This window comes from Spirochaeta thermophila DSM 6192 (assembly GCF_000147075.1).
Classification (GTDB): Bacteria; Spirochaetota; Spirochaetia; order Winmispirales; family Winmispiraceae; genus Winmispira; species Winmispira thermophila_A.
The window spans coordinates 1316489-1340904 of the sequence record NC_014484.1; the positions used below are offsets into that span (position 1 = coordinate 1316489).

25 protein-coding genes and 2 pseudogenes are annotated in these 24416 nt (G+C 61.1%); 9 read left to right on the plus strand and 18 right to left on the minus strand.

All coding sequences use genetic code 11. From position 1 onward, the window contains the following. The first annotated feature begins 157 nt into the window (after positions 1-157). Complete coding sequence (locus STHERM_RS05995; protein WP_013313992.1) at positions 158-1597, plus strand: adenylate/guanylate cyclase domain-containing protein; 1440 nt, start codon at positions 158-160, stop codon at positions 1595-1597. Beyond that, entirely contained in the window at positions 1584-2129 is a 546-nt protein-coding gene (locus STHERM_RS06000; RefSeq protein ID WP_148223877.1) for a cytochrome P460 family protein, read from the plus strand. Before STHERM_RS05995 ends, STHERM_RS06000 begins: the two co-directional genes overlap by 14 nt. On the opposite strand, the gene ccsA is transcribed toward STHERM_RS06000, so the two are convergent. The 6 genes and pseudogenes from ccsA to STHERM_RS06030 form a co-directional block, all read right to left on the minus strand. Beyond that, positions 2123-2857: a cytochrome c biogenesis protein CcsA gene (gene ccsA, locus STHERM_RS06005; protein WP_013313994.1), complete on the minus strand. Its 735-nt coding sequence runs from the start codon at positions 2855-2857 to the stop codon at positions 2123-2125. The two genes, STHERM_RS06000 and ccsA, sit on opposite strands and share 7 nt — an antisense overlap. Next, positions 2854-3600 (minus strand): hypothetical protein, encoded by a 747-nt coding sequence (locus STHERM_RS11850; protein ID WP_158304545.1) that lies wholly within the window; start codon positions 3598-3600, stop codon positions 2854-2856. The genes ccsA and STHERM_RS11850 overlap by 4 nt, the downstream gene beginning before the upstream one ends. Then, complete coding sequence (bioB, locus tag STHERM_RS06015) at positions 3597-4598, minus strand: biotin synthase BioB (protein ID WP_041623346.1); 1002 nt, start codon at positions 4596-4598, stop codon at positions 3597-3599. Before bioB ends, STHERM_RS11850 begins: the two co-directional genes overlap by 4 nt. Before the next feature lie 365 nt (positions 4599-4963). Further along, a complete protein-coding gene (locus STHERM_RS06020) occupies positions 4964-5458 on the minus strand; it encodes a hypothetical protein (RefSeq protein ID WP_013313998.1) in 495 nt (164 codons plus the stop codon). 84 nt (positions 5459-5542) lie between these two features. Then, positions 5543-5785 (minus strand): annotated as a pseudogene (locus STHERM_RS12725) (transposase); the annotation flags it as partial. A gap of 543 nt (positions 5786-6328) precedes the next feature. Further along, positions 6329-7168: an SDR family oxidoreductase gene (locus tag STHERM_RS06030; RefSeq protein WP_013313999.1), complete on the minus strand. Its 840-nt coding sequence runs from the start codon at positions 7166-7168 to the stop codon at positions 6329-6331. Between the two features lie 95 nt (positions 7169-7263). On the opposite strand from STHERM_RS06030, the gene STHERM_RS11460 reads away from it, so the two are divergent. From STHERM_RS11460 to STHERM_RS06045, 3 genes are all read left to right on the plus strand, one after another. Continuing rightward, positions 7264-7566, plus strand: a complete 303-nt coding sequence (locus tag STHERM_RS11460) for a LysE family translocator (RefSeq protein ID WP_081439510.1) — start codon at positions 7264-7266, stop codon at positions 7564-7566. A 3-nt stretch (positions 7567-7569) separates the two neighbouring features. Next, complete coding sequence (locus tag STHERM_RS06040; RefSeq protein ID WP_041623349.1) at positions 7570-8034, plus strand: GNAT family N-acetyltransferase; 465 nt, start codon at positions 7570-7572, stop codon at positions 8032-8034. Positions 8035-8272: 238 nt separating this feature from the next. Next, positions 8273-8764: a hypothetical protein gene (locus STHERM_RS06045; RefSeq protein WP_013314001.1), complete on the plus strand. Its 492-nt coding sequence runs from the start codon at positions 8273-8275 to the stop codon at positions 8762-8764. A 280-nt stretch (positions 8765-9044) separates the two neighbouring features. On the opposite strand, the gene miaA is transcribed toward STHERM_RS06045, so the two are convergent. The 8 genes from miaA to mads3 form a co-directional block, all read right to left on the minus strand. Then, positions 9045-9977 carry a tRNA (adenosine(37)-N6)-dimethylallyltransferase MiaA gene (gene miaA / locus STHERM_RS06050; protein WP_013314002.1) on the minus strand — a complete coding sequence of 311 codons (933 nt, stop codon included), beginning with the start codon at positions 9975-9977 and terminating at the stop codon, positions 9045-9047. Beyond that, positions 9974-10174, minus strand: a complete 201-nt coding sequence (locus STHERM_RS06055) for a DNA-directed RNA polymerase subunit omega (RefSeq protein ID WP_013314003.1) — start codon at positions 10172-10174, stop codon at positions 9974-9976. The genes miaA and STHERM_RS06055 overlap by 4 nt, the downstream gene beginning before the upstream one ends. 78 nt (positions 10175-10252) lie before the next feature. After that, positions 10253-10660: a bacteriohemerythrin gene (locus tag STHERM_RS06060; RefSeq protein WP_013314004.1), complete on the minus strand. Its 408-nt coding sequence runs from the start codon at positions 10658-10660 to the stop codon at positions 10253-10255. A 122-nt stretch (positions 10661-10782) separates the two neighbouring features. Next, the gene (cmk, locus tag STHERM_RS06065) at positions 10783-11307 is read right to left on the minus strand and encodes a (d)CMP kinase (protein ID WP_013314005.1); all 525 of its coding nucleotides are present in this window, start codon (positions 11305-11307) and stop codon (positions 10783-10785) included. A 5-nt stretch (positions 11308-11312) separates the two neighbouring features. Continuing rightward, positions 11313-12179: a YicC/YloC family endoribonuclease gene (locus STHERM_RS06070; protein WP_013314006.1), complete on the minus strand. Its 867-nt coding sequence runs from the start codon at positions 12177-12179 to the stop codon at positions 11313-11315. Continuing rightward, positions 12167-13636: a UDP-N-acetylmuramate--L-alanine ligase gene (gene murC / locus STHERM_RS06075; protein WP_013314007.1), complete on the minus strand. Its 1470-nt coding sequence runs from the start codon at positions 13634-13636 to the stop codon at positions 12167-12169. The genes STHERM_RS06070 and murC overlap by 13 nt, the downstream gene beginning before the upstream one ends. Positions 13637-13674: 38 nt before the next feature. Then, positions 13675-14286, minus strand: coding sequence for a methylation-associated defense system protein MAD4 (mads4, locus tag STHERM_RS11465; RefSeq protein ID WP_148223933.1), 612 nt, complete (start codon positions 14284-14286; stop codon positions 13675-13677). Continuing rightward, positions 14286-15557 (minus strand): methylation-associated defense system AAA family ATPase MAD3, encoded by a 1272-nt coding sequence (mads3, locus tag STHERM_RS06080; RefSeq protein ID WP_071650335.1) that lies wholly within the window; start codon positions 15555-15557, stop codon positions 14286-14288. The genes mads4 and mads3 overlap by 1 nt, the downstream gene beginning before the upstream one ends. A 72-nt stretch (positions 15558-15629) precedes the next feature. On the opposite strand from mads3, the gene STHERM_RS06085 reads away from it, so the two are divergent. The 3 genes from STHERM_RS06085 (at position 15630) to STHERM_RS12025 (ending at position 19680) form a co-directional block, all read left to right on the plus strand. Beyond that, positions 15630-16859 carry an MFS transporter gene (locus STHERM_RS06085; RefSeq protein WP_013314010.1) on the plus strand — a complete coding sequence of 410 codons (1230 nt, stop codon included), beginning with the start codon at positions 15630-15632 and terminating at the stop codon, positions 16857-16859. Positions 16860-16943: 84 nt separating this feature from the next. Beyond that, on the plus strand, positions 16944-18404 hold the full coding sequence (locus STHERM_RS06090) for an alkaline phosphatase (protein ID WP_013314011.1): 1461 nt from the start codon (positions 16944-16946) through the stop codon (positions 18402-18404). Positions 18405-18462: 58 nt separating this feature from the next. After that, positions 18463-19680, plus strand: coding sequence for a YibE/F family protein (locus STHERM_RS12025; protein ID WP_013314012.1), 1218 nt, complete (start codon positions 18463-18465; stop codon positions 19678-19680). A 15-nt stretch (positions 19681-19695) separates the two neighbouring features. Here STHERM_RS12025 and STHERM_RS12260 read toward each other — a convergent pair. Both STHERM_RS12260 and STHERM_RS06100 read right to left on the minus strand, forming a co-directional pair. Further along, positions 19696-20007, minus strand: a pseudogene (locus STHERM_RS12260) (DUF2784 family protein); the annotation flags it as partial. Continuing rightward, positions 20004-21044, minus strand: coding sequence for a DUF4236 domain-containing protein (locus STHERM_RS06100; RefSeq protein ID WP_013314013.1), 1041 nt, complete (start codon positions 21042-21044; stop codon positions 20004-20006). The pseudogene STHERM_RS12260 and the gene STHERM_RS06100, both read right to left, overlap by 4 nt. A 125-nt stretch (positions 21045-21169) precedes the next feature. Between STHERM_RS06100 and STHERM_RS12665 the strand changes: the two genes are divergently transcribed. Continuing rightward, positions 21170-22558, plus strand: a complete 1389-nt coding sequence (locus STHERM_RS12665) for a CapA family protein (protein ID WP_261339201.1) — start codon at positions 21170-21172, stop codon at positions 22556-22558. 6 nt (positions 22559-22564) lie between these two features. Here the strand turns inward: STHERM_RS12665 and STHERM_RS06110 are convergent, their stop codons facing one another. Together STHERM_RS06110 and STHERM_RS06115 are read right to left on the minus strand one after the other, a co-directional pair. Then, a complete protein-coding gene (locus tag STHERM_RS06110) occupies positions 22565-24148 on the minus strand; it encodes a [Fe-Fe] hydrogenase large subunit C-terminal domain-containing protein (protein WP_013314015.1) in 1584 nt (527 codons plus the stop codon). Then, positions 24132-24407 (minus strand): NAD(P)H-dependent oxidoreductase subunit E, encoded by a 276-nt coding sequence (locus STHERM_RS06115; RefSeq protein ID WP_013314016.1) that lies wholly within the window; start codon positions 24405-24407, stop codon positions 24132-24134. The genes STHERM_RS06110 and STHERM_RS06115 overlap by 17 nt, the downstream gene beginning before the upstream one ends. Between the last annotated feature and the right edge of the window lie 9 nt (positions 24408-24416).

Consider the following 24416-nt stretch of genomic DNA (forward strand, 5'->3'; position numbering starts at 1 on the left):
CGTGTCGAGACACCACCAGGTGTTTCCCGGACGTGAATCCTCGAGGCTTCCTCACTACGGACGTGAGCAGCCCTTCATTCCAATCGGTCATGTCTGATATCTATTTGTATTATAAAATTTTCTTGACATACGACCAGGGCGGGGGTATGCTTCGAATATGAAAGGCATCGTTCCCATCACCAGGAAGGTGACCCTCCTCATATCGGGATCGCTCATCGTGGGAATCGGGCTCATCGTGGGGATCTTCACCACCAACATCGTGAACCTCATACGCGAGACCACGGCCGAGAGCCTCGTGACACAGAGCGAACTCCTCTACAACGCCATAGAGAACTTCATGATGCCGGGGGAGGCGCCCCTCGCGGTGAACTACTTCATGGACATCTCGGAGGACCAGCCGGGTACGAGAATCCGCCTCTTCCGGGCCGACGGCACCCCGGCCTTCAGTGACACCACCACCATTCTTCAGGTGAACACGCGTCTGGGCGGCCAGCGGTTCTCACCTTCGAGCCCACGGGCCTTCGTGGGAGTGCCCCCTCTCTCCGACGACCTCCTCGCCCGCATCGGTTCGCCCTACCCCCACCCCGTGCAGGTGCAGGACGAGGCGGAGGGCCGCACATACCTCACGGTGTACTCCCCTCTCATCAACCTCCCCAAGTGTACCGTCTGCCACGGAGAAGACCACACGGTCCGTGGGATCGTCGAGATACAGGACGACATCACCTCCTCGGTGCAGACACAACAGGCGAACGTGATCTTCGCAGGGAGCGCCTTCCTCACCATTGTGATCATCCTGGGGTGGGTCCTCACCTTCTTCCTCAGGCGATCGGTCCTCGAACCGGTCAGGAAGATCGGCGAGGTGTGCGCCGCCGTCACCAACGGGAACTTCCACGTCCGGGTGGATCTCCGCCCACGGGACGAGATCGGGCTCCTCGGGGAGACGGTGAACACCATGGTGCAGGGGCTCTACGAACGCTTCGAGCTCTCGAAGTTCGTCTCCAGGACCACCATACGGGCGGTACAGGACGCGAGCGAGGAAGGGGTGCGCACCACGATGGTGCTCCTCTTCTCCGACGTGCGAGGGTTCACCTCGTTCGCCGACAGGGAGGATCCCGCCCGGGTGGTGCATGCGCTCAACGAGCTCCTCTCCCTCCAGACATCGATCGTCCATGCCCACGAGGGCGACATCGACAAGTACGTGGGCGACGAGGTCTTCGCCTTTTTCCAGGGAATCGATGCGCCGCTCCGGGCGGCCCGCGCCGCCCTCGACATACAGCGCGTGCTCGAGGAGAGGAAGGATCAGGTGGCGGGCCTCTCCGTGGGGATAGGGATCCACGCCGGGGAGGTGATACTGGGAAAGATAGGGAGCGCCGAGAGGGCCGATTTCACGGTGATAGGCGACAGCGTGAACCTGGCCTCGAGGCTCTGCGACGTGGCGCCTCCAGGCAAGGTGGTGATCTCCGATGCCTTCCACCGGCTCCTCGGGGAGGCAGCCGTGGTGGAAGGCCCCTATCGTCTCTCGGTGAAGGGCAAGAAGGAAGACCAGAAGGTGTACATGCTCGTAGGCCTGAAAGGAGAAGACGATGCAGAGGCGTGAGAGGTCCCTCATGGGCGTGGTGGTCGTACTCCTGGTTCTGCCGGTGATCGCAGGATGCGAAAAGGAAAGAGCCTCCTATCGGGTGCCGGAGGGGTACCGCGCGTGGAAACGCACCACCACGGTGGAGCTCGACTACCCCATTCCCGGACACGGGACCGCCTACCGAAGGATCTACGTGAGTCCGGAGGGGGAGACCCCCCAACGGGGGGCCGACGGATCCTACGTGTATCCCGAGGGGACCATGGTGGTGAAAGAGGTCTACCGGCAGCGGCCCACCGATCCGGAGCAGACACCCGATATGTTCACCGTGATGATAAAGGCACCCGAGGATCCGCGGAGTCGGGGGGGATGGATCTGGCTGGTCCAATCGGGGGACGAGGTGATGATCGTATCAGATTCATTCTGCGAGAGCTGTCACGAGAATGCGAACGAACCGCATCCCTACGGTGACGGGAATCCCCGGGGAGTCTTCCGGGACTACCTGTTTTTCCCCTACCCTCCACCTCGTGGGAATGGGGAGGCAGCTCAGTAGGAGTGCAGCCCCTTGAAGAGGAAAGGCACGCCCACGAGGGTGAAGAGGAGCAGGAAAGCGCCCACTACGGGCATGAGGCGGAAAGGGGTGCGTCGGCTGAGCGAGGCCGGAAGGTGGAGATAGGCGGTGTACCAGAGCCAGACGATGAGTGACCAGGTCTCTTTGGGGTCCCACCCCCAGAACCGCCCCCAGGCGAAGAAGGCCCATACCGCACCGAAGACGAGTGCCCCCAACGTGAAGAGGCCATAGCCAGCCCGGAGAAGCCCCTCCATAGTCGATGTCGTGGCGGCCGAGGAGGAGCGCCGGAGCGCGAGGACCGCGCCCGCCAGAAGGAGCACCTCGCCCACCGCCGTGGTGCCGACGTGGAGGACCAGCCACGCCGAGACCAGGATGGGGCGGGCGGAAGAAGGAGGCGGGGCCAGGGGGGAGAGGGCGAGGGAAGCGAGGGCCCAGGCCAGGAAGAGGAGGACCGGCTCGGACGGGCGCAGGAGGAGCCAGGCGGCAATGAGCCCCACGGAAAGGAAGAGGAGGAGGTGGAAGAGGGAGAGGAAGGCCGGTAGGCCCGTACGCGCGGATTCATAGCACCAGGCGAGGACAAAGAGGAAGAGGGAGAGGCCAGCGCCCCAGCGCCCCACCCTCCACTCCCGCCCCCGGAGACGGCCGAGGCCCACCGCCACCATCGAGGCGAGGAGCACCCCCCACCCCGCGATCGTCAGTATACGTGTCATGTGCGCCTCCTTCCGGGAATCCCGAGCAGCACCACCCCCGCCCCCATCGCCGCCAACCCTCCCATCACTACCCACACGCCCTTCACCCTCCGAACCACCAAGCCCACGAACCTCCCCTCCTGCACCCGCACCACCTCCACACCCCCCAGCCGCTCACCGGCACGCACCACCCTTCCCTCCTCTCCGATCCTCACCCTCCCCTCCCCTTCGAACCACACCTGCACCCCACCCACCGTCGCTCCCTGTCCGGGATACAGCACATGATACCCATCCCGCACCCTGAGGACGAGCCGCTCTTCCTTCGTATCACCCAGGAAGACCCACCACACCCCCACCCTCACCGGCCTATTCGGCCCCACCCACTCCTCCCTCCCACCCACACGGAGCCGCACCTCCCCTCCCTCTGCCTCCCCCACCTCCTCCACCGTCACCACCTCACCCTCCACCGCGAACCCCTCACCCTCACCCACCCACACCACCCCGCCCCTCTCCCCCACCCCCCACACCACCCCGCCGGCCAGCACCGCCACGAGCCCCACATGCACGAGATCGGCCCCCAGCCCTCTCCTCCCCCTGAACGCCCTCCCCTTCCACAACCGGTAGCCCACACACCCGACCACCATCACCCCCAACCCCACCATCGCACCCGTGGCAAAGGGACTCGGGAGCCCCAGGAGCACTCCCACGAGCACCATGCCCCCCACCACCCCTACCCCCACCGCTCCCAGAAGGAGGGACCTCACCTCATTCCCCCCACCCATTCCCCCACCCCCTCCCTCCCGACCTCACACCCCAGCGCCTCGAGCATCCTCAGATCCTTCTCCACCTCGCGTCCGGCCACGGTGAGCAGATCCCCCACCATCATCCCGGTGGCCCCGGCATAGAAGATCATGGACTGCAGATCCCCCAGGAGGAGCCGGCCCGCACACACCTTGAGCTCAGCCGCAGGATTGACCAGCCGCACCATCGCGATGCAGCGCAGGATCTCCACCGGCTCCATGGCCTTCATCCCACCGAGCCTCGTCCCCGGAACGGGGATGAGAAAGTTGAGCGGTACCGAATCGACCCGCTCCTCGTAGAGGATGCGGGCAAAGGCCACCCGCTCCTCGGGCGACTCCCCCATCCCGAAGATCCCCCCACTGCACACCTCCAACCCCACCGCCTTCGCCGCCCGTACGGTGGCAAGACGCTCCTCGAACGAGTGCGTCGAACAGATCCTGGGAAAGAACGAGGGAGCGGTCTCGAGATTGTGGTGGAACCGTGTGAGCCCCGCCTCCTTCAGCCTGAGGAGCGCCGCCTTCGACAGGGCCCCGAGCGAGGCACACCAGCGCACCCCTTCCTTCACCGAGAGGGCCGCTCTCACCTCATCGAGCTCCTCCTCCGAGAGGCGTTCCCCGCTCGTCACCACCCCGAAGTGCCGTACGGGAAGCCGACGGGCCACTGCCCGATACTGTTCTTGAATCACCTCCGCACGCCTTAAGGGATACACCTCCACCTCCGTGCGGTGGTGGGCCGACTGGGCGCAGAAGGCACAGTCCTCGGTGCACGCCCCGCTCCGCGCGTTCATGATGGAGCAGAGGTGCACCCTGTGGCCGAAACGTGCGAGCCTCAGTCGATTGGTGTAGACGAAGAGCTCGGGGAGGCGCGAGGCCGGCACCTCCAGCACCCTCAGGGCATACTCGTCGGGCAGGCTCTCCCCCGCCTCCACATACTCCCCTATCACCTTGAAGAGTCGCTCCATGCCCCGATAATGCGATACGGGGGAGGTTTCGTCAACCAGGCTACATAAATGGTTAACATTACCCACCTACATGTCCCTGAACTGATGGAAACCATAGACACAGGATACATGTAAAAAAGAACCCCCGAGCAGCGACACACCCCCCGCAGGCACCATCGGGAACTGAACACGGCACTCCACTCCCCACACCGTAAAGGCATGGATCACCGATAGAGGAGATGACTTATAGTGTGTAATCCCCATCGGATCGGAAAAGACCCCTCATGCCCTCGTGAGCCCGAGCTCTCAGTCTATCCACGCGGGGCGAAAATTCAATTGTGCGCAGCGCCCCTTCCCTTACACACGAGGATGTCTCAGCACAAGACTCAGTCTCGCGGAGGAGTATCCGTCTGTTCTCTCTCTTCTTTCATGTAGAACATGAAAAGGATGCCGAAGACGAACCATGCAATCAGGTTGAAGGTGAGGATGAGCCATCTCGATGCAGGAAGATCTGTGAGCCAGCCACACAGGGCCCCTACAAGGATACTGAAGATCAGCATCACAACCCAGCGTGTCTTGAACCGCCCGAGGAATTTCCCTAGAAACATCCCGATAATTGCGTAAAGGAGAACGATGAAAGGAGGAATGAGGATCAGGCTGATCAACCATACGTAGTCGAGAGGAATGCTCATCCCGAAATTGCTCGAGACCAGATTGAGCTCCTTGGAGTAGGCCGAGGAGAATGCTTTCTTGTTGAGGAGAATCACCAAAGAGAACAGGCCTCCGATCAGTCCCGCAACGATTCCGCTTCGGAATCCAGCCCTCGTCACACCACTCTCGTGCCGCTTCCTCAGAATCCTTCCCAACGACTTGAAAAGCATGGATACCCCCTTTTATAGTATGTTGAGTAAATCATCATATTTCGGAATCATGCCTCTGTCAAACAGCCCCATTCGAGGGCTCTGTCAAGGAGGAGTGTTGAAATTGAGCTGGAGCTGATAAGGGTGCGTCTCCCACACTGCGAGTGTATCTGCATGCCCACCACGTAGAGGCCTACCACCCCATCCGCATGGACACGGCTTATATACCCAGGATACCGTCGAAGAAATGTCCTCATGTGCCGAAAGAGGTTCTCCGCAAGGGCGTTCGTCCTCACCTTCCTCTTCCACATCATAGGGTAGTTCCAAATAGGAGAACAGTCGATCCTTATGATCCAGATTCCGACACCCTCATTTGGAAAGCTGTGTCCAACGAATCCCACATCGGATTATCGCCTGGTCAAAACAACAAGCACGGGAGGCGCAACAGAGGGTATATCCCCGTTCCCCTCCCGCGCCAGTATTGATGTCGGTATAATACTCAAAACAATGATTAGGAGAAACAGAATAACACCTCTAAATCGGTGCTCATACGGAACAGAGGGGAGCTATTGTCTTAAGGTTGGAGGAAGCTGGCCAACTCAATGCTTGACATCGGAGAGCACTCGTTGTAGTCACCGACGTTGTCAGGAGGTTTCCCACCGCTTGGTATGTTCTCGCCAACGGCGCAAATGAAGATAATCAGCGCAGATAAAAGAAAAAGCTGAGGATTTGTATAAAACAAATCAGCTAACTAAAATATTCTGTTTATAAGAAAGAGGGTATATTATTCTTCTGATCCTCCATAGAATATTAGTATTTTTTTTCGTACCTGAATTTATACTGGTATTTTAGTGGGCGCTCATATTGCCGCCGCGCCGGATCTTGGCTACGCTAACCATATTGTTCCCATAACATCCTGAGTTCCGGAAGGGGTATGTTGGCCAGCGTGCCGAAAGCGTCCTCGACAGTGGTGATTACAACCCTGAAATTCTGCGCCACCGAATAAAGAATCCGTTCCGCTGCGACATCCGGCATAATTGCATCAGAGGGCGGATTCCCCCGGAAGATCGGCGTCGCAACCGTGCCGGGAGCAACGGCAAACAAACGAATGTTCCTGTCTGAAAGCTCATATCGCAGCGCTACCGTCATTCCCAGGACAGCAGCTTTTGTGGCGCTGTACATCCTCTGATAAGCCATGGGCACAAAGGCGATATCAGACGCTGTGTTGACGATACTTCCACCTCCATCCTGATCATTCATGATATCGACGGCCGCAATGGTACCGTAAAGAACCCCGAAGAAGTTGACGTCAAAAGCATATTTCCAGTCCTCCGCCGAACAGGCGTCGAAAGGTTTGGTCAAGCCGAGGCCGTCATTATTGAAAAGGTAGTCCAATCGTCCTTCCCCGTTTTCGCGGGCGGCCTTGACCATATTGACGACGCTTGCCTGATTGGTTACGTCCGTCACGATGCCAAACACCTTGCCCGGGTAGAGGGTTTGCAGCCTCGCTGTTTCTTTGATCAGGTTCTCCTCGTTAATATCCGCGAGTGTCACCGCTTTCGCGCCAAAGCTCAAAAGCATCTCGCACAGGGCCTTGCCGATGCCGGAAGCGCCGCCTTTCACGGCCGCCGTCTTGCCCGCAAACGCTTTGGCGGTTTCCTCCCGATTTTTAGCCGCTTCATTCTCGACGAGAAGCTGAGCCTCTATTGCATAGCAGAGTTCTTCGAGCATCTTTATGTTCTTCCCCCTGTTCCTGATATCGACCTCACGACGGCATTCACTACTTCCGTATGCGGAATTACTAAGTACCTCCCGAAAGAAAAGGTCTGAAGCTCGTATCCAGAGCCGTCCTGTTCAACCTTCTCAACCCAAAGTTGACCATGTTGTTCTTCTTCTCCTTTCTCCCTCAATTCATTACGGATCCAGAGTCCCACTATGTGTCTCGGATGATCATAATGAGTGCCACCTTCATGGGCCTCACCCTCCTCATCTTCTCGCTATATGCCCTCCTTGTGCACTACCTCAAGAGCCTCTTCCTCCATTCTCCGCGCATCTCCCGACGAATACAGCGGTGTATTGGGGGTGTATTGATTGCCTCTGCAGTGAGACTGGCCTTCACCGAGGAATAATCCATGAGGAGAATCCGAAAGATCGAGGAACGCGATATACCATCTATGCTGAAAATATGGAACGAACATTATACTCTCCTCACCACATCCAAGAAGAAACACACCCTCTCATCCCTGCAGCTATGGTATAGAGAGCGGGCAGAAGGACATCACGAATACTATGGTCTCTTTGAAGAGGGAACCATGAAGGCTTTCATGATAGTAAAATGTGAGGAAAATCCCCTATGGATAAAGATGTTGGCAGTCGAAAAGACCAAAATCGGCAAAGGGTATGGGACAGCTCTACTAGATTTCGCCATAAAAGCACTCTCGAGTTCACACATGAGTCTCTTCTCGGAGGTGAAAGCTGAGAATACATCTGCACTGAACTTTTTCCAGAAAAAGGAGTTCGAGATACAAGCATTCGACTCGAACACAGCGGAGTACACGTTGAGATACACTCACCCATTCACAAAGCATCATGACTGAGTGATCGTGGTGTGGCTTCCGGGTATCCACGCAACGAGTACCCAAGTCCTCATGTAAGGAAAAACATCGGAATGAAACGATCTTTCCTCGTGCAACTGAATATTCGTTGTTGCATGGCAACACTTCTGATATCATGGGTGTACGGGATACGCTGAAGAGCCCCGTCATCCCTGGAGAGCCCCTTCAGTCCCGGGCTCGCCGGAGTGAATACCCCCATCAGAGAGGGGGAGGAGGCAGGATGGCACAGAGAATCTCTCCAGGACGCCTGATCGTGACCACCCTGCTGGGGTTCTGCGTGCTACTGGGAGGCATCCACCCCCTCTCAGCCACAGAGACGCCTTCAGCGTATCCTGAAATCGGTCTCGTCCTCTCCGGCTGTCTCCTCAATCTCACGCTGGGCATCTGGTGGGGTCCGGTGGGGATCCGTGCCTCCGGCATGTACTGGGGGAGCACCTGTCATCAGCTCACTCTGAGCCTGGGATATGCCCTTTCCGACATCCCCACGTTCCATCACGGTATCAACCTCACCACAAGCAGGGTGGCAACCGAGGATCCGGGGGCACGGTATCGGTACTGGGCGACCGGCCTCTCGTATAGCCTCGGTTACAGGGGACTCTTCCTCGAGTGGGGCCTCCTCCACCCGTGGAGGGACGAGGTGGGGAACCTCGGACACACGCCCGTAGTCCCGCATGGTGCCGTGGGATACCTGTACCGGTTCAGGTCGGAGTGAACCCGCGAGACTGGATCCACTTCCAAGACCCATCCCGACCACGGGGTCTCCTCACGGAGAACTACGAATGTTCCCCCTGCAGGAAAGAAGGGAATATCCGACCTGGGAACGGGTTCGAGGGGACGAATCTGTGCTTCCGGGAAACTCCTGTGGACGATGGAGCGTTTTGAGATGGAGCCCACCACCCACAAGGCGGCCTCGTTGCGGGGTACCAGGTGAGGATCCGCCTTTCCACGTTGTTCAGGAAGGCGATATAGATGCACATATGAAACAAGGATTTTCACCCCATCCGGGTCGAGAAAAACTCTTCCACCAGGTGGACGAGCCGGGAGATCTCTTCGGGCTTATCTGCGGAGAACCAGTGCACTCCGGGAAACGATCGAAAGAAGGTGAGCTGGCGTTTGGCGAACTGCCGGGTGTGGCGCACGATCGCCCGGGCGATCTCCTCGAGGGGGGCGCCCTCATGTTCGAAGAACTCACGATACCCTATGGCCCTCATCCCCGGGGTACGGGCGGTGCAGCCTCGGGCACGGAGACGGGCCACCTCTTCGGCAAGGCCCTCTTCGCACATCCGCCACACACGTCGCTCGATCCGCTCCCGGAGCTCTTCGCGCCCACGGGAGAGCCCCACAAGGAGGACATCGTACTCCTCCCTCGGCCCCTGCATCATAGGGAAGCTGGAGAGGGGGCGTCCTGTCTGTTCCCACACCTCCAGGGCACGGGAGATCCGATAGGCGTCTCGGGGTGAGATGCGGGAGGCCGAGACGGGATCCACCTCCTTGAGGCGCGCGTAGGCCTGTTCGAGCCCCGATGACTCCATGAAACGGGAGACCTTTGCACGGACGTCGTCGTCCACAGGAGGGGTGGCGGGAAGGCCGAAGAGGAAGTGGCGCAGATAGTAGGCCGTTCCTCCGCTCACGAGAGGAAGCCTGCCCCGCTCCACGATCCGGGGGATGACCGCATCTGCCTCCTGCACGAAATCCCCCACGGTGTACTGCTCGTGCGGCTCCCGTATGTCGATGAGGTGGTGGGGGACTCGTGCCCTGAGCTCGGGGGAGGGCTTGGCGGTGCCGATGTCCATACCCCGATAGACCTGAAAGGCATCGGCACTCACCACTTCGATGCAGCCGGGAAGGAGGGTGGAGAGGAGATCGGTCTTGCCCACCCCCGTGGGGCCCAGGAGGACCACCACGGGGATACGGCGTCTCTTCATGCGGAGAGGTCTTCGAGCTGGTAGTGGACCTTGTGGGTGAGCACCTGCCTCAGCGCAAGGGAGACGATCTTGAACTTGGCTTCCTGTACCTCTTTGTCTTTCAGCTTGGCGAGCTGATCCGCCCGCTTTACGACCGCGACGGTGAGTTCATAGGCATTGCCGTCGAAACTGATGAGCTCTTCCAGGGGGAGTATCATAGCCGGCTCCTTTCGTCGAGCAATATTTTAGCAAGAACCGTGCCGATAGGTAAAGCCCCTCATGGTATGGATGAGAGCTCAGCGTAGTCCCTTGTTCCGGAAAAACGATTTGTACTGCATGTCCGTCCGGAGGATATGGTTGTTGAGCCATGCCTTGAGGAAGTCGAGCGTCTCGATCGTGATAAAGAGTTCCCCTCTCCGATGTTTCTCCCTCAGTTCTTCGACCTGCTGCGTGAGGGAGTCGTGTTCCTTCTTGTGCTCGACAAATCCAGGATATCCGTGCTTCTGCATGAGCTCCTCTTCTGATGCGAAATGGTACGTGGTGTACGAGATGAGCTCGTCGAGCACCTGTCCCATCACCGACCTTCCCTTCCCCTGGCGCATGGCGTCGAAAAGGGTGTTCACCATCTCAACGAGCTTCTTGTGCTGGGTGTCGAAGGTCTCGACCCCTACGCTCATCGTGTCGTTCCAGGTGATGAAGGGCATGCGCTCCTCCCTGTCTGTGTATGGTGTATGGTCACTGTATCCGTTTCTCGGGTCCTTCGGCAAGGGTCCGGCACGCCTCGAGGAGACGGCCCTCTCTTTCGGGATCCGAAGAGCCGGCACGATTATCGTCTCTTTCGGGCAGAGACGGCTCCTACGATCCTCTCGGTGATCTCTTCCGGGGTGAGTTCGGTGGTGTCGATCACCAGGTCGGCGACCTCTTCGTACCGGTCTATGTCGATGCCGTAGAGGGCGCGGTAGCGCTCGGCGTCCCTCCTGTCGCGTGCCTTCGTCTTCTCGAGCACCTCCTCGAAGGTGCCGCCCTCCCGCTTCCGGATCCGCCGGGCGCGCACGTCGAGGGGGGCAAAGAGGTACACCTTGAAGGCAGGGGGAGGGGCGAGCCAGATGGCGAGGCGCGACCCGAGGACGCAGTCACCCTCTTCGAGGAAGGTTTTCTGTCGTTCATCGAGGTAGAGGTCCCACTTCGGACTCTCCTGAGCCTCTTTGAGGATCTGTTCAAAAGGAACGCCTCGTTCCTGGGCGATGTTTCGAAAGGTGTAGTTGATCCACCTGAGTCCCAGGCGCTCTGCGACCATGCGGCTCACCGTGGAGTTTCCGCATCCGCTCTTGCCCGAAATGGCGATGATCATGGCCCTCACTCCACGTTCCGCAGCTGTTCACGGAGGTTTTCGATGGCGTCCTTCATCCTCACCACGGCCTGGCTTATGAGCACGAGGGGGGTCTTCGAACCTATGGTGTTCACCTCACGGTGCATCTCCTGGCAGAGGAAGTCCATCTTCTTGCCGACCGGGGCTTCGGCGTCGAGGAGTTCTCTGAAGTGCGAGAGGTGGGACTCGAGACGGACGATCTCTTCGTTGATGGAGAAGCGGGCCAGGAGGAGGGCGAGCTCGGTGAGGAGGCGGTGTTCGTCGATCCCTTCGCCCACGAGCTCCTTCATGCGGGTTTCGAGCTGATCCCGGAGATAGGCTTCCATCTCGGCGGCATGGGAGCGGACCACCTCAAAGGCCTCCTCCACCTCGCCGAGGAGTTGGATGATGTTCTCCTTGGTCTTCTCCCCTTCGCGCTCGCGGGTGGTCTTGAAGTCGGTGAGGGCGGCGTCCAGGAGGGGAGCGACGGCCCCCCAGTAGCGTTCCGGGTCCTGGAGTTTCTCCACCTTGATGAGGCCGTTGAGGCCGAGGAGGTGTTCGAGCCGGATCCCTCCTTTCACCTTCGCCCGTTTCCTGAGGCGATCGAGCGCCTCCACATAGGCGTCCACCGCGGCCTCGTCGAGGTGGATCTCCACTTGTTCCCGGTACTCGCGCATCCTCAGGTAGCACTCCACTTTGCCCCGGGAGATGGCGCCGGTGAGTCGCTCCCGGATCCGAGGTTCGAGGGGGCTGAGGTAGGGAGGGAGGTTCACGTAGAGTTCGAGGAATCGGTTGTTGTAGCCTTTGAGTTCGATGGAGATGTTCCAGTCGTCGGTGACGAGTTCTCGGTAGGCATAACCGGTCATGCTTCGCATGGTGTTGCTCCTTCCTGTGCTGCATAGTGCCGGTAGAGGGCGCGGCCGAGTTTCCAGTTGTCGCCTGCGCCCATGGTGATGAAGAGGTCTCCCGGTCCGAGAAGACGGGTGCAGTACTCGAAGGCGTCCATGATCTCATGGAAGTAGTGGACGCGGGGATGGACGGCTTTGGCGGCGCGGTAGAGGTCTTCGCCGGTGACGGCGCCGGCCTTCTCCCTGGCCGAGGCGTAGATCTTGTGGAGTATGACGATATCGGCGGGCTCGAAGGACCTGGCGAACTCGTGGAGGAGGGCGGCGGTGCGCGAGTAGGTGTGGGACATGAAGTCGAGGATGATGCGCCTGCCGGGGTAGAAACTCCGGTACCCTTCGAGGGTGGCGCGGATGGCGGTGGGGTGGTGGCCGTAGTCGTCAAGGAAGAGGATGCCGCAGGCCTCGCCCACCACCTCGCTGCGCCGGCGGGTGCCGGTGTAGGAGGCGAGGGCGTCCTGAAGGGTGGGGCCGTACTCGGTGAGGAGGGCCTCGGGCGAGGGGGCACGGCCTGCGTCCTGGGCGATGAGGGAGATGAGGGCGAGGGCGGCGGCGGCGTTGAGGAGCATGTGGGTGCCGGGTACGTGGAGCGTGAAGGAGAGGCCGGCTGCGAGTCGGGCGGTCTGGCCGCCGGGGTGCTGGTGCACGGCGGTGATGCGGAAGGGGCCGGGTGCGGTGCGGCCGTAGGGGATGAGGGTGAGTTCGGGGCGCTCGGCGGCGAGGGTGTGTGCGAGCCGGGCGGCGCCGGGCTGGTCGGCGCAGTAGACGAGGGCGCCGTGGGGGGGGAGGAGGCGGGCGTACTCGAGAAAGGCGGCGAAGATGTCCTCATAGGTGGGATAGTAGTCCAGGTGGTCTTCCTCCACGCTGGTGAGGACGATCCAGGTGGGGGAGAAGTGCAAAAAGTGGCGGCGGTACTCGCAGGTTTCGGCCACGAAGTAGCGGGGGGCGGGGTGCGTGAGGGTGGCGCGGCCTCCCCAGAGGGGGACGGCGCTGCCGGTGAGGGTGGCGGCGGGGAGGGAGAGGGCGCGCAGGAGGGTGCCGGCGAGAGCGGTGGTGCTGGTCTTGCCGTGCACGCCTGCGATGCCTGCGGAGCGGAAGTGGGTGGAGTAGGCGCCGAGGGCCCGGGGGTAGGAGTAGCAGGGGATGCCGAGGCGGGCGGCTTCGGCGAGCTGGGGGTGGGTGGGGGGATAGGCGGCGGAGTGGATGAGGGCGTGCCAGGGGGCGTGGAGGTGGTGGGGGGAAAAGTCGTGGACCGGGATGCCGAGGGAGGAGAGGATCTCGTCGGTGTAGAAGATGTCGTCGACGTCGGAACCTTCTATCACGGCGCCCGCGGCCGAGAAGAGCTCGGCGAGGGCGGTCATGCCCGTGCCTTTTATGCCCACGAAGAAGAGTCTGGCCGAAGCGAGTCCCTCAGGGCTGAACAACTCCATACGGTATAATAGGGAGGGATGTGGTCTCTATGCAAGGCCTATGCGGGAAACCACCTTTGGAGTGTCTCCCTGAGTTTCTTGAAGGATCGGTCCTGACATCTTGTGAGGCTTATGCGTGCTGCCAAGGTGCCAAATATACTGGAAGAGAAAGGACGAGTACTTCTGCGTAACGCCTCCTTGAGCGTCTCTTTAGGACGAGCAGGTTTTCCCAGCTCATTGCGTGGAACACTCTGCAGAATGCTATGAAGCTCTTCTTGCGAGAGACCTATCACCTCAGCCACATGGGGAGAATCACTCCATACCCATATCTCAAGCTCAGGATCAAGGACGATGACTGAGACGCTCTCACGATTCCAACCGTTGCGTCGTAGCTGCTCCTCCATCTTTTCTTCTAGTTCTTCAGCCGAACGATCTTCTCTCCCACACCCTTCTCTGTCAAAAAGTACCAAGGCATACTCACACTTTCCCGCGAACCCTCTCAGGAAATTCACCCCATCACTCACAACACCCGGATCTCTCTGAGGATGGGTATACACGTCAAAGGTAATGTTCTCACGGATTCCCAATGCTTGGTGTCGACATTGGAGGAGTGTCTGTATGGCAACCTCCATGTCTTTATCGGCCACCAACACTACAAGATCTACCCTCATCATCCCAACACCCCTGAGGCGAAAAGAACATCAAGAGAGTGGTGTTTCCTCCAATCTTTGAGTGCAGGATGCTCATCACCCCGGACTATCACGGTGGATCCTGAGGCGGTCCTCGAAAATATGAGAAGATCTTTGGGTTCAGCAAGGGCCATAAACAACGGTGAGTGTGTTGCCACCAGGATCTGTCCCTTGTGCACTGAGCTCAAAGCCTGATACACGGTTTGGATGGCCTTTGGATGGATGCCGTTCTCTGGTTCTTCTACGAGCACTATTCTTTCCTTCGGGGGAAGATAGGCGAGGAGGGTGAGGGCTAGCATTCGTAACGTACCGTCGGAAAGCATCCACGCGGGGATGCTGCTATCGTTTGAATATTTTATTACTATATAACGAGATCTGTCTTCATACCGTTCTCTCACCTCGATCCCTTCGAGATCCTGGAGCGTGGTTTTTACATGTTCCACCCACCATTCATACCGCTCTTTATGCTCTCTCTGAAGCTTTTCAACCATCACAGGGAGATTGGAGCCATCTGGTTGAAAGGTGAGAGGCGCATCGACAGGAGAAGGTTTACGCATCGCGAGACTATTCAAGCGTAGTATGTGTATACCTTCCCGCAGCATATCTCTAAACCAAAGGGCTATGGGGAAACGCTCCCTGTCTTCTGGAATTCCCGAGAGTGAAAGTCGTTTTGGGGAAAGTCGAAAGGCTATATTCCATTTTGTGGATTCTGATTTGAAATAGTTGTTGCTATTCCAGTGCTTTTTCCTGATGACCAGGCGATATCCATCTGGAGTATGTCCATCATGGAGGAGGGACGTATCCGGGAGCTCAAAGAGCTCAGGGATGAAGAGCGCTGCGTCTTTTTCGGTCTCCTTCTGAAAGGAGGAGCGACGGCCTGTCCCTTTTGAGAGGAGCCAGAGATTCTCTGAGTGGACGACCACCTCTCTTTCTTCAGAAAGTCCAACGGCAACCTCATAACGGAGTTTTGTGTATCCATTTCCATGAAGCTCCTGGGGAAGCTCAGCTTCGAGTCCAATCTCAAAAACCTCTTTCTTCTCTCCCTGTTTCCATACAAGATCTTTGAAAGATGAGGTTCTCCGGGCAACTGCTTTATCAACGCCTTCTTCCAATGATTCTTTGAGAAATTGCAACACATCGAGTAACGAACTCTTGCCACTCGCATTGGGTCCGATAAGAACATTAAAGGGAAAGAGCATCACATCTACTCGTTTCAGGCATTTATAGTGCCGGACTTCCACCCGAGTGATCATCAACGCCTCCTGTTGTGTGCATGATAGTTCCAAACTGCGTATGGATCAAGCTTGATCCTTAGAAAGATATTGATGACAGACGTGCGATGTTATGCCATACTCTCCCTCATGCGTGGTGTGGTGGATCAGCGTCTGTTCGCCGGACTGTTCGGCGTGATGCTCATGATGGGGATAGCCCTCACCCTCTTCGGGGCGACCCTCCCCCTTCTCATCAGGACCTTCGGATGGAGCTATCTGGAGAGCGGCGTGGTGATGGGTGCAGGGTCGGTGAGTTTCTTCATCGCCACCTTTTTCGCGGGGCGGCTCGCCTCCACGGTGGGACTTTCCCGCCTCTTCAGAGGGGGGTTCGTGCTCGCGGCAGGAGGGCTCCTCCTCTTCGCGAGGTGGCCCTCCATGTGGGTGAACGTGCTCGTGAACGTGCTCATGTCGCTGGGGTTCGGTGCGGTGGAGATAGGAGCGAACCTCACCATGCTCCGGATCGAGCGGGACGGATCGGGGAGGGCGATGAACGTGCTCCACGCGGCCTTCGCCATAGGGGCGATCCTCGGTCCCGTGTCAACAGGGGCCCTGCTTCAGACCGGGATCCCCTGGAACCTGGTGTACAGGGGCATGGCGGTGCTCTTCCTGGTCTTGTGGCTGGTGATGGAACGGCTCAACCCCTCGAGGTTCGACATTCCGCGTGCCGATCATGCGACCCACCCACGGGGGGCCCTCCTCCGCGAGCCGGTCTACTGGCTGGGGTTTCTCACCCTCTGCCTCTACGTGGGTGCTGAGCTCGGGGTGTCCAACTGGGTGGCGGAGTACGGGGTACAGGTCTTCAGGATACCGGAACGGTACGCGGTCTTTCTGGTCTCCACGTTCTGGGTGGGGCTTCTCGCAGGCAGGTTCCTCGCCCCCCTGGTCCTCACACCGGCACGACAGCGGGGCGTCCTTCTGGGGAGCGCCGTGCTCTTCGCCGCGGCCGTGGCCCTCACCGCGGCGCTGGGGATCCTCCTCCCCTCCCCTCTCCTCCTGGTCTTCCTGGTACTCGCCTCGGGCCTCGGCGCTGCGGTGATCTTCCCTACCACGGTCTCGCTCGTGGGTACCGCGCTCGCGCGGTGGCAGGGCGATGCCGTGGGATTCGCCACCACCGGAGGGGGCGTGGGCTCGTTCGTCTTCCCGTTCGTCATGTCTGCCATATCGGAGGCGTGGGGCATCCGGATCGGGTTCGCCTTCTACAGTCTGAGCGCCTTCCTCCTCCTCGGGGCGCTCGGTCTGCTCATTGCAGCGGCCGCTCACCGCACGGGACGCGGAGCGGCGTGACGTAAACGAAATTTCACCGTGCTCTCATAAGGACTTTACCGTCCGCCTCCAGGATGGAGCAACACCATCCTGGAGGTACGTGGAATGAAGAAACTCATCGTATCCCTGTTACTACTCGTTTCCCTGCTACCCATGGGGGCAGGGGGAACGAGGGAGACCGGTTCCGCTCCCGAGGTCTCCCCAGAGCCTTCTCAGCCGAAGGTGAAGTACATCTTCTTCTTCATCGGGGACGGTATGGGCCTTCCGCAGATCAATGCGGCCGAGGCCTACCTCATGGCCCGGGAGCAGAAGGATGCCCCGGTACGGCTCTCGTTCACCGCGTTCCCCGCCACCGGCATGGCGACCACCTATTCCTCGGACAGCTACATCACGGACTCGGCAGCCGCGGGCACCGCACTCGCGGCGGGCAGGAAGACTGCCAACGGGGTGATCAACATGGACCCGGGGAAGACCCGGACCTTCACCACGATTGCAGAGCGGCTCCATGAAAGAGGCCTCAAAGTGGGTATCATCTCCACGGTCTCCATCGACCACGCCACCCCTGCGTCTTTCTACGCCCATCAACCCAGTAGAAGCAACTACTACGAGATCGGTCTGGAGCTCGTGAAGAGCGGGTTCGAGTTCTTCGGTGGAGGGGGATTCCGCGATCCGGAGGGAAAGAGGAGTAAGAGGGAAGGAGGGAAGTCCAACGTGCTCGAAGAGGCGAGGAAGGCCGGCTATACCATCCTCACCACCGAGGAGGAGATCCTGGGTCTCTCTCCAGGGTCGGCGCAGAAGGTGATCGCGATCAATCCCGTGCTCCCTTCATCCGCTGCGATGCCCTACAAGATCGATAGGGACGAGGAGTCTCTCGATCTTGCCGACTTCACACGAAAGGCCGTGGAGTTCCTCGACAATCCCGAGGGCTTCTTCATCATGGTGGAGGGGGGTAAGATCGACTGGGCCTGTCATGCGAACGATGCAGTGGCGGCCATACAGGACGTCCTCGACTTCGACGAGGCGGTGCAGGTGGCCGTGGAGTTCGCACGGCGTCATCCGGATGAGACCCTCATCGTGGTCACCGGCGACCATGAGACAGGGGGACTCACCATAGGGTTCGCCGGCACGAGATACGAGAATGCCTTCCCGGTGCTCCTCAACCAGAAGGTCTCGTTCGAGGGGTTCAATGCGGTCTTCGAATCATACAAGGGGAAAAAGGCTCTCACGCTCGACGAGGTGATGCCCCTGGTAAGGGAATACTTCGGGATCGAGTCCCTCACTCCCTACGAGGAAGAGGTGCTCTCGAGCGCCCTCCGGGCGAGCCTGGAAGGCGTTCCCGAGGATGATCCGCAGTCCTACCTCCTCTACGGTGGGTACGAGCCGTTCACCGTGACCCTCACCCATGTGGTGAACAACCGTGCCGGCCTCGGCTGGACGACCTGGAGCCACACGGGAGTGCCTGTGCCGGTCTATGCCACAGGCCCCGGGGCTCACCTCTTCACAGGTTACTACGACAATACCGATATCCCGAAGCAGATCGCCCGGTTGGCGGGCGTGGACCTGTAGACCCGTTCGGAGGGGCGGGGGATCCCCGCCCCTCTTCGCTCTGCCACAAGGAGGGGACGTGATACGCGTACTCCATCTCCTGAGATCGAAGGACGGGCTCGTCACTCTCTCTTCCGTCCTTTGTATAGGGGTGTTGCTCCTGCTTCCAACGACGACGAGGTTTGACCGTCCCCGGCCTGACGAGGTGAGGGCAAAAGGCCTCGTGCTGACGACCGATGACAGTAACCTCCACCAGTTCGGCCTGGTCCGTCAGGGTGAACAGGTCCTGGAGGTGGAGGTGACATCGGGTCCATGGAGGGGACAGCGCGTCCGAGCCACCAACATCCTCCAGGGAAGCCTCGAACTGGACAAGGTCTTCTCCCCCGGGGATGCGGTGTTGGTGGTGATCACCGTACAGGACGGGGTGCTCTCGCCATGGGCCTCGGTGCCGGACTTCTGGAGGCTCGATGTGGAGCTCACCCTCGCCCTCGCCTTTGCGGCATCGCTCCTCGTGTTCGCGCGATGGACGGGCTTCAGGGCCCTCGTATCCTTCGTACTCACGGCAGTGAGTTTCTGGAAGCTCCTCCTTCCCGCCTACCTCGCAGGATATGCCCCCGTCCCGGTGGCCGTGGCCGTGGTGGCCTGCCTCACGGGACTCATCCTCCTTCTCATAGGGGGGTGGAGGAGGAAGACTCTGGTCGCGTTCCTCGGGGCGGTGGTGGGGATGGGGGCCATCCTGGTCGTGATCGGGTTGTGGGGAGGGGGATTCAGGCTGCACGGAGGGGTCCGCCAGTTCGCCGAGAGCCTCCTCTATTCCGGGTTTCCCTACCTGGACCTCACCGGCATCCTCTACGCGAGCATTTTCATGGGGGCCATGGGGGCGATCATGGATCTCGCGATGGACATCGCCTCGGCCCAGGAGGAGCTCGTACGACACAGGCCCGATATCGGGAGGATGGCGATCGTGCTCTCGGGCATGCGGGTGGGGAGGGCGGTACTGGGGACCATGAGCACCACCCTCCTCTTTGCCTATTCCGGGTCGTACCTTCCCCTCCTCCTCGTGTTCATGGCGCAGGGGGTTCCCCTCCTGAATGCCCTCAACCTGCAGTACGTGGCCGTGGAGGTGCTCCACACCCTCGCGGGGTCAATGGGTCTGGTCCTGGTGGCCCCGGCCACGGCGGTGATGGGGGGACTTCTCTTCCCGGGGTTGCGCGATGCGGCGATGCTCCCCTCTCCTCTTCCGGCGCTTCCTCAGGAGGTCCCGCAGGTTGAAGAGGAGGCTGAGGCCGAGGCTTGAGAGGTATACGCCGAGGGTGGCGCGGATGACCAGATCGACGTCTGCGTCGATGCCGGTGAGGGTGCGCACGAGGAAGTGGATGTAGGTGGGCGAATCGATGGGTCGGCCGAGGGCCTCGCGGACCTGCCAGTGCCAGTCGGTACAGGGGCAGTAGCCAAAGCCGTACCAGATGCCGAGGATGCCCCAGGAGGCGCCGGTGAGGAGGAGGGTAGCGAGGTTGAGGCGCCGCGTGGCACGGAAGGCCCAGCCGGTGCAGTTGAAGAGGGTAAAGAGGGTGTGAAAGACGAGGAAGGACCAATCCAGGAGCTCGAGGAGGGGCCTGGTCACGGCTCGAGTCCAAGACGGCGGGCCACGTCCTCGTACCGGGGGTCTTCGGCATAGAGGGCCTCGAGGTCGGCACGGGCACGCGCGGGAAGGTCTGCCTCCTCGAAGGCGAGGGCGCGTTCGTACCTGAGGGCCCTGAGAAGCTCGGGCGGGCGGTCTTTCCGCCTCGCGAGTGCCCGGGTGAGGACGCGGGCCGCGAGCCGGGGGAGCCCCCTGGCCCTGAGGGCCCGGGCACGGTAGAGAAGGAGGCAGGCGTGCACCGGGGTCTCGTTGCCCACCTCCTCGGTGAGGGAGAGGATGCGGTCGATCTGTGCGCCCTTCCCTCTATCCACGTCCCACAGGAGCTCCACGAGGGAGAGGCTGACCACCGGATCGGTGGGGCGTTCCCCCTGGAGACGGGCGAGGACCTCGAGGGCCTCCTCGTGCTTACCCTGTTCCTGAAGGGCCTCCACGAGCCCCAGGAGGAGGCCGTGGGTCGAGGGTTCCACGTGGGCGGAGAGCTCTTCGGTGATGGGGAGGGAAAAGACCGGCTTTATCCCATGTCGCGCACACCAGGCGCCGATCTGTTCGGGGCGCCGGAGCGCGCGTCGGAAGGCCTCCTCTGCCTCGGCAGGGCGTTCATGCTTGAGCAGGAGGAATCCCTCCAGGTAGGCGGCGTCGGGGAGCGATCCCGCCCGGCGGAGGGCCTCGAGGGCCGCCGTCTCGTCTCCCCGGCCGAGGGCCTTGCAGGCCTCGAGGAGGGCCTGTTCTTCCGGCGGTACGGTGAGCGTGTCCCAGAAGGAGGGGGTAAGCGAGTCCTCTCGGGATGCGGATGCCCTCCGTCGGGAAGGCCTTCCCCTCCGTCCGGTGGTGCCCGTGCCGAGGGTGGTGGTGTAGGAGAGGCCTGTACCGGGAAGGCCGAAGGTGAGCCGGGCTCCCGTGCGACCTCCGAGGGTGAGTCTGGCCCCCCGGGGACCGAGGGAGACGGAGGCGCCCGACCGTGAGAGGTTGAGGGTGATGCCGGGGGCGAGACGGATCCGACGGAAGAACCTGAAGGCCATTGTCCCCTCGTGGAAAGGGATGGTCCGCTCGTATTGTTGCCGATATGCCGGGATTTGTCAAAGGTCTCCCGGAGGCCCGAGACGAATGGTGACAGAGGATGAAAATCCCACTACTCTTAAGGGAGATGAAAAGGAGGGATGGACCCGGCTCCTGGATGGGAGCGGTGCTGCTGCTGGTCCTCGTCTCGAGCGGGTGTAGCAGGGGGGTGGGCGGGTCGTCCGGCACGACGGTACCGGTGGAGGAGATGCTGCGGGAGGAGGTGGTCTCGCGTCTTCGGCCGCCTGAGGGGGTAGAGGTGCGGGTGACTCCGGGGGAAGGGGTCCCGGAGGGGCGTCTTCTCTGGAGGCCCGTGGCCTCGCTTCTCTATGGGGTGCCGGTGCGGCTCGAGACGGCGCTCACGGAGAGCCTTCCGGAGGGAGAGGCGTGGGGGCGGGCGGTGCGTCTCGAAGAGATCGTCCTGCCGCATCTTGCGGCGCGGGTGGAGGGGCGGTACCCGGGTGAGAAGGGATACCCCCTGGAGGTGAGGGTGTGGGTGGGGGTGCGGGCGGATCTCCTCGCGGATCCCGAGGTGCGCGGATGGTGGGAGAGGGTGGGGTTCGAGGCGGACGGGGTGAGCTGGGTGGGGGTGGTGGGGGATGTGGGGCCGTTCGGGGCGCTGGGGGAGGTGCTGGCGGGGCCAGGGGGTGCGCAAAGGGTGGCAGGGGAGGTGTGGGAGGCGCTCAGGGGGGTGGAGGTGCTCCTCGGCAACCTGGAAGGGGCGGTGACATCACGCACGGGGGCGTATCCCAAGCCGTACATCTTCCGGATACCCGAGGGGGCGCTCCGGGGGCTGAGGGAGCTGGGGTTCGATTGGCTGTCACTGGCGAACAACCACTCGTGGGACTTCTTCGAGCCGGGGTTCCTCGATACCTTGCGCGCGCTCGCGAGGGTGGGGCTGGCGACGTCGGGGGCGGGGAGAAGCCTGGAGGAGGCGCAGGCGTGGTGGCGGGTGCGGCTGCGGGAGGGGTGGGTGGGGGTGCTGGGGGTGGGGGCGTACCTGCGGGAGGACAGCGGGTTCGACGGGGAGGCGCTCGCGGCTGCACGGCCGGGGAAGCCGGGGATCCTGTGGGCGGACGAGAGGTTGTGGGGGGCGATGGAGGGGGAGAGGGAGGGCCTCCGTCTCCTGATGGTGCACGGAGGGCTCGAGTACACCGACGCGCCCAGAGAAGACTTCGTCCGCCTCTATCGTACGATGGTGGACCATGGTGCCGATGTGGTGATCGGCACCCACCCTCATGTCCTCCAAGGGGTCGAAACCTACAAGAAGGGCATCATCTTCTATTCGCTCGGCAATTTCCTCTTCCCCGATGATGTGGACGATCCCCGTGCCTTCAGATCGGTCATCCTGAGGCTCGGGATCCATAAAGGGGAGGTGAGGATTCTCTCCCCCCTCCCCGTGGTGTTCGAGTCCGGCCGGCTCACGATTGGCGACGGGGGGATCATCCATCCCCTGATCAGCGCCCCCTCACGATGAAGAGCGTCAACCCCGTGTACCGCCCTCACCGGCATATTTCATGAGCAGGGTTTTCGACGTCCTGGGGTGTGCGATGGCACACGGTCCCCCCACACACCCACCTTCACACGCCATCACCTCCACGAGGGTCCTTTTCGGTGGATCCATACTCCATCGAGCGATCTCCTTGAGGGAGTCGGAGGAGAGCCCGTCTATCACCCTGTGCTCGATCTTCACCCCCTCCCCCGACTCCTCCATGGCATGGAGCACCGCACGGCTCACCCCCGAGGAAGCACCGAACCCCCTTCCATAGGACGATACACTCTCCTCCAGAGGAAGCGATTCCTCTTCCCCCACCTCTATCTCCAGGGCGACGAGGAGGGCACCGAGTTCTTCTATGGTAAGGACGGCGTCCACTGCCGGTTCCTCCCTCCCCTCTTGTTTCTTGGCGAGACACGGACCCACGAACACCACGAAGGCGTCGGGATCCTCCTCCTTCAGGATTCGGGCACCCAGCACCATGGGGCTTGGGGTGTGCGAGACGTGATCGGAGATCCCTTCCAGTCTCGAGGCCGCGAGGACCCAAGACGGACAACACGAGGTGGCCACGAAAGCCTCTCCGGCGGAGAGTCTCTCTACGACCTCCCGGGCCTCCGCTTCCGCCACGCGATCGGCAGCAGCCGCCACCTCCACTACCCGAGAGAACCCGACTCGACGAAGGGCGGAGAGGAGTCGTCCGGGAGAAGTGGGAAACTGGGCCATCGCTGCAGGCGCCAGCATGGCGATCACCGTCCTTCCTGCGTGGAGGGCGGTCACCACACTGAAGAGATCCGACTGTTCCTGTGGGGCACCGAAGGGACAGGCCTTGAGACACTTGCCGCAGAGAATACACGCTCCACGGTCAATGCGGGCCACCCCGTCTTCCCCCTTCTCGATCGCGCCTACAGGGCACACCTCTTCACACGGCACCGGTATTCTCACGATGGCGTGAAACGGGCACACCCGTTCACAGAGTCCACAGTTGATACATCGTTCGTAATCGATGGAGGCCCGCCCTCGGACGATGGAGATGGCGCCCCTGGGGCATCCCGTCTTACATGGACGGGCCACACAGCCCTGACAGACCTCCGTCACCATGAAACGGGCTCCCTCACAGGCGTTGCAGGCCTCGGTGATCATATGGAGGGGGAACCCATCGTCCAGTTCGAACGGCACGGCGAGGTCGACCGAGCCCCTGATACCCGGCGAGGGACGCCCGGAGCCGTGACCAGTCCCTGTCACACCCACCGCTTCCGGTTCCTCCACCCGGGAGAAGGCGCGCTCTCCTCTCACCCTGCGCGCCACATCTTCCATGAGGATACGCGCGTAATGGGCGAGCGGTCGCGCCACGTCCTCCTTGCCCTCCACCTCAAAGCCCATGAGGGCCAGGAGCCGCAGCCGGAGGAGTGCCCGGTCGTGCTGTATACAGCATCGAACCTGTTCCCATCCCTCCCCTGTCATCTCGAAGGGGATCGCATCTATCTTTTCCTCGAGGGTCCCCTTGGTGAGAAGGCGTGCCACCCTCACGAGGAGATCCCTCCGGATCTTCGTCCGGTTATCCTCTCTCGGCATCGGTCCCTCCTGCAATGAGACGTGCTATCTCGGCCTTGAGACGCTCTGGAGTCACCCCCGCCAACAGGTTTCCGTCGACAAGGACGAAGGGGGCCCGCTCCGTCCCGAACTCCCGGCAGTGGTTGAGGCAGGGGGTCCCCTCCCACTCCAGGTGAGAGGCCCACTCCGGGGGAAGAGCGTCCCGGAGCGCCAGGAGGTCCGCCCCTCCCATGACGTAGCACGCGGTTCCCACACAGACCGTGATCCTGATCTTGCTCATTCCTTGACT

Bases quoted from the DNA above. Each gene is read 5' to 3' on its own strand.
- STHERM_RS05995 (WP_013313992.1), top strand. From the start codon at position 158: ATGAAAGGCATCGTTCCCATCACCAGGAAGGTGACCCTCCTCATATCG.
- STHERM_RS06000 (WP_148223877.1), top strand. From the start codon at position 1,584: ATGCAGAGGCGTGAGAGGTCCCTCATGGGCGTGGTGGTCGTACTCCTG.
- ccsA (WP_013313994.1), bottom strand. From the start codon at position 2,857: ATGACACGTATACTGACGATCGCGGGGTGGGGGGTGCTCCTCGCCTCG.
- bioB (WP_041623346.1), bottom strand. From the start codon at position 4,598: ATGGAGCGACTCTTCAAGGTGATAGGGGAGTATGTGGAGGCGGGGGAG.
- STHERM_RS06020 (WP_013313998.1), bottom strand. From the start codon at position 5,458: ATGCTTTTCAAGTCGTTGGGAAGGATTCTGAGGAAGCGGCACGAGAGT.
- STHERM_RS06030 (WP_013313999.1), bottom strand. From the start codon at position 7,168: ATGCTCGAAGAACTCTGCTATGCAATAGAGGCTCAGCTTCTCGTCGAG.
- STHERM_RS06040 (WP_041623349.1), top strand. From the start codon at position 7,570: ATGAGGAGAATCCGAAAGATCGAGGAACGCGATATACCATCTATGCTG.
- STHERM_RS06045 (WP_013314001.1), top strand. From the start codon at position 8,273: ATGGCACAGAGAATCTCTCCAGGACGCCTGATCGTGACCACCCTGCTG.
- miaA (WP_013314002.1), bottom strand. From the start codon at position 9,977: ATGAAGAGACGCCGTATCCCCGTGGTGGTCCTCCTGGGCCCCACGGGG.
- STHERM_RS06055 (WP_013314003.1), bottom strand. From the start codon at position 10,174: ATGATACTCCCCCTGGAAGAGCTCATCAGTTTCGACGGCAATGCCTAT.
- STHERM_RS06060 (WP_013314004.1), bottom strand. From the start codon at position 10,660: ATGCCCTTCATCACCTGGAACGACACGATGAGCGTAGGGGTCGAGACC.
- cmk (WP_013314005.1), bottom strand. From the start codon at position 11,307: ATGATCATCGCCATTTCGGGCAAGAGCGGATGCGGAAACTCCACGGTG.
- STHERM_RS06070 (WP_013314006.1), bottom strand. From the start codon at position 12,179: ATGCGAAGCATGACCGGTTATGCCTACCGAGAACTCGTCACCGACGAC.
- murC (WP_013314007.1), bottom strand. From the start codon at position 13,636: ATGGAGTTGTTCAGCCCTGAGGGACTCGCTTCGGCCAGACTCTTCTTC.
- mads4 (WP_148223933.1), bottom strand. From the start codon at position 14,286: ATGAGGGTAGATCTTGTAGTGTTGGTGGCCGATAAAGACATGGAGGTT.
- mads3 (WP_071650335.1), bottom strand. From the start codon at position 15,557: ATGATCACTCGGGTGGAAGTCCGGCACTATAAATGCCTGAAACGAGTA.
- STHERM_RS06085 (WP_013314010.1), top strand. From the start codon at position 15,630: ATGACAGACGTGCGATGTTATGCCATACTCTCCCTCATGCGTGGTGTG.
- STHERM_RS06090 (WP_013314011.1), top strand. From the start codon at position 16,944: ATGAAGAAACTCATCGTATCCCTGTTACTACTCGTTTCCCTGCTACCC.
- STHERM_RS06100 (WP_013314013.1), bottom strand. From the start codon at position 21,044: ATGGCCTTCAGGTTCTTCCGTCGGATCCGTCTCGCCCCCGGCATCACC.
- STHERM_RS12665 (WP_261339201.1), top strand. From the start codon at position 21,170: ATGAAAAGGAGGGATGGACCCGGCTCCTGGATGGGAGCGGTGCTGCTG.
- STHERM_RS06110 (WP_013314015.1), bottom strand. From the start codon at position 24,148: ATGCCGAGAGAGGATAACCGGACGAAGATCCGGAGGGATCTCCTCGTG.
- STHERM_RS06115 (WP_013314016.1), bottom strand. From the start codon at position 24,407: ATGAGCAAGATCAGGATCACGGTCTGTGTGGGAACCGCGTGCTACGTC.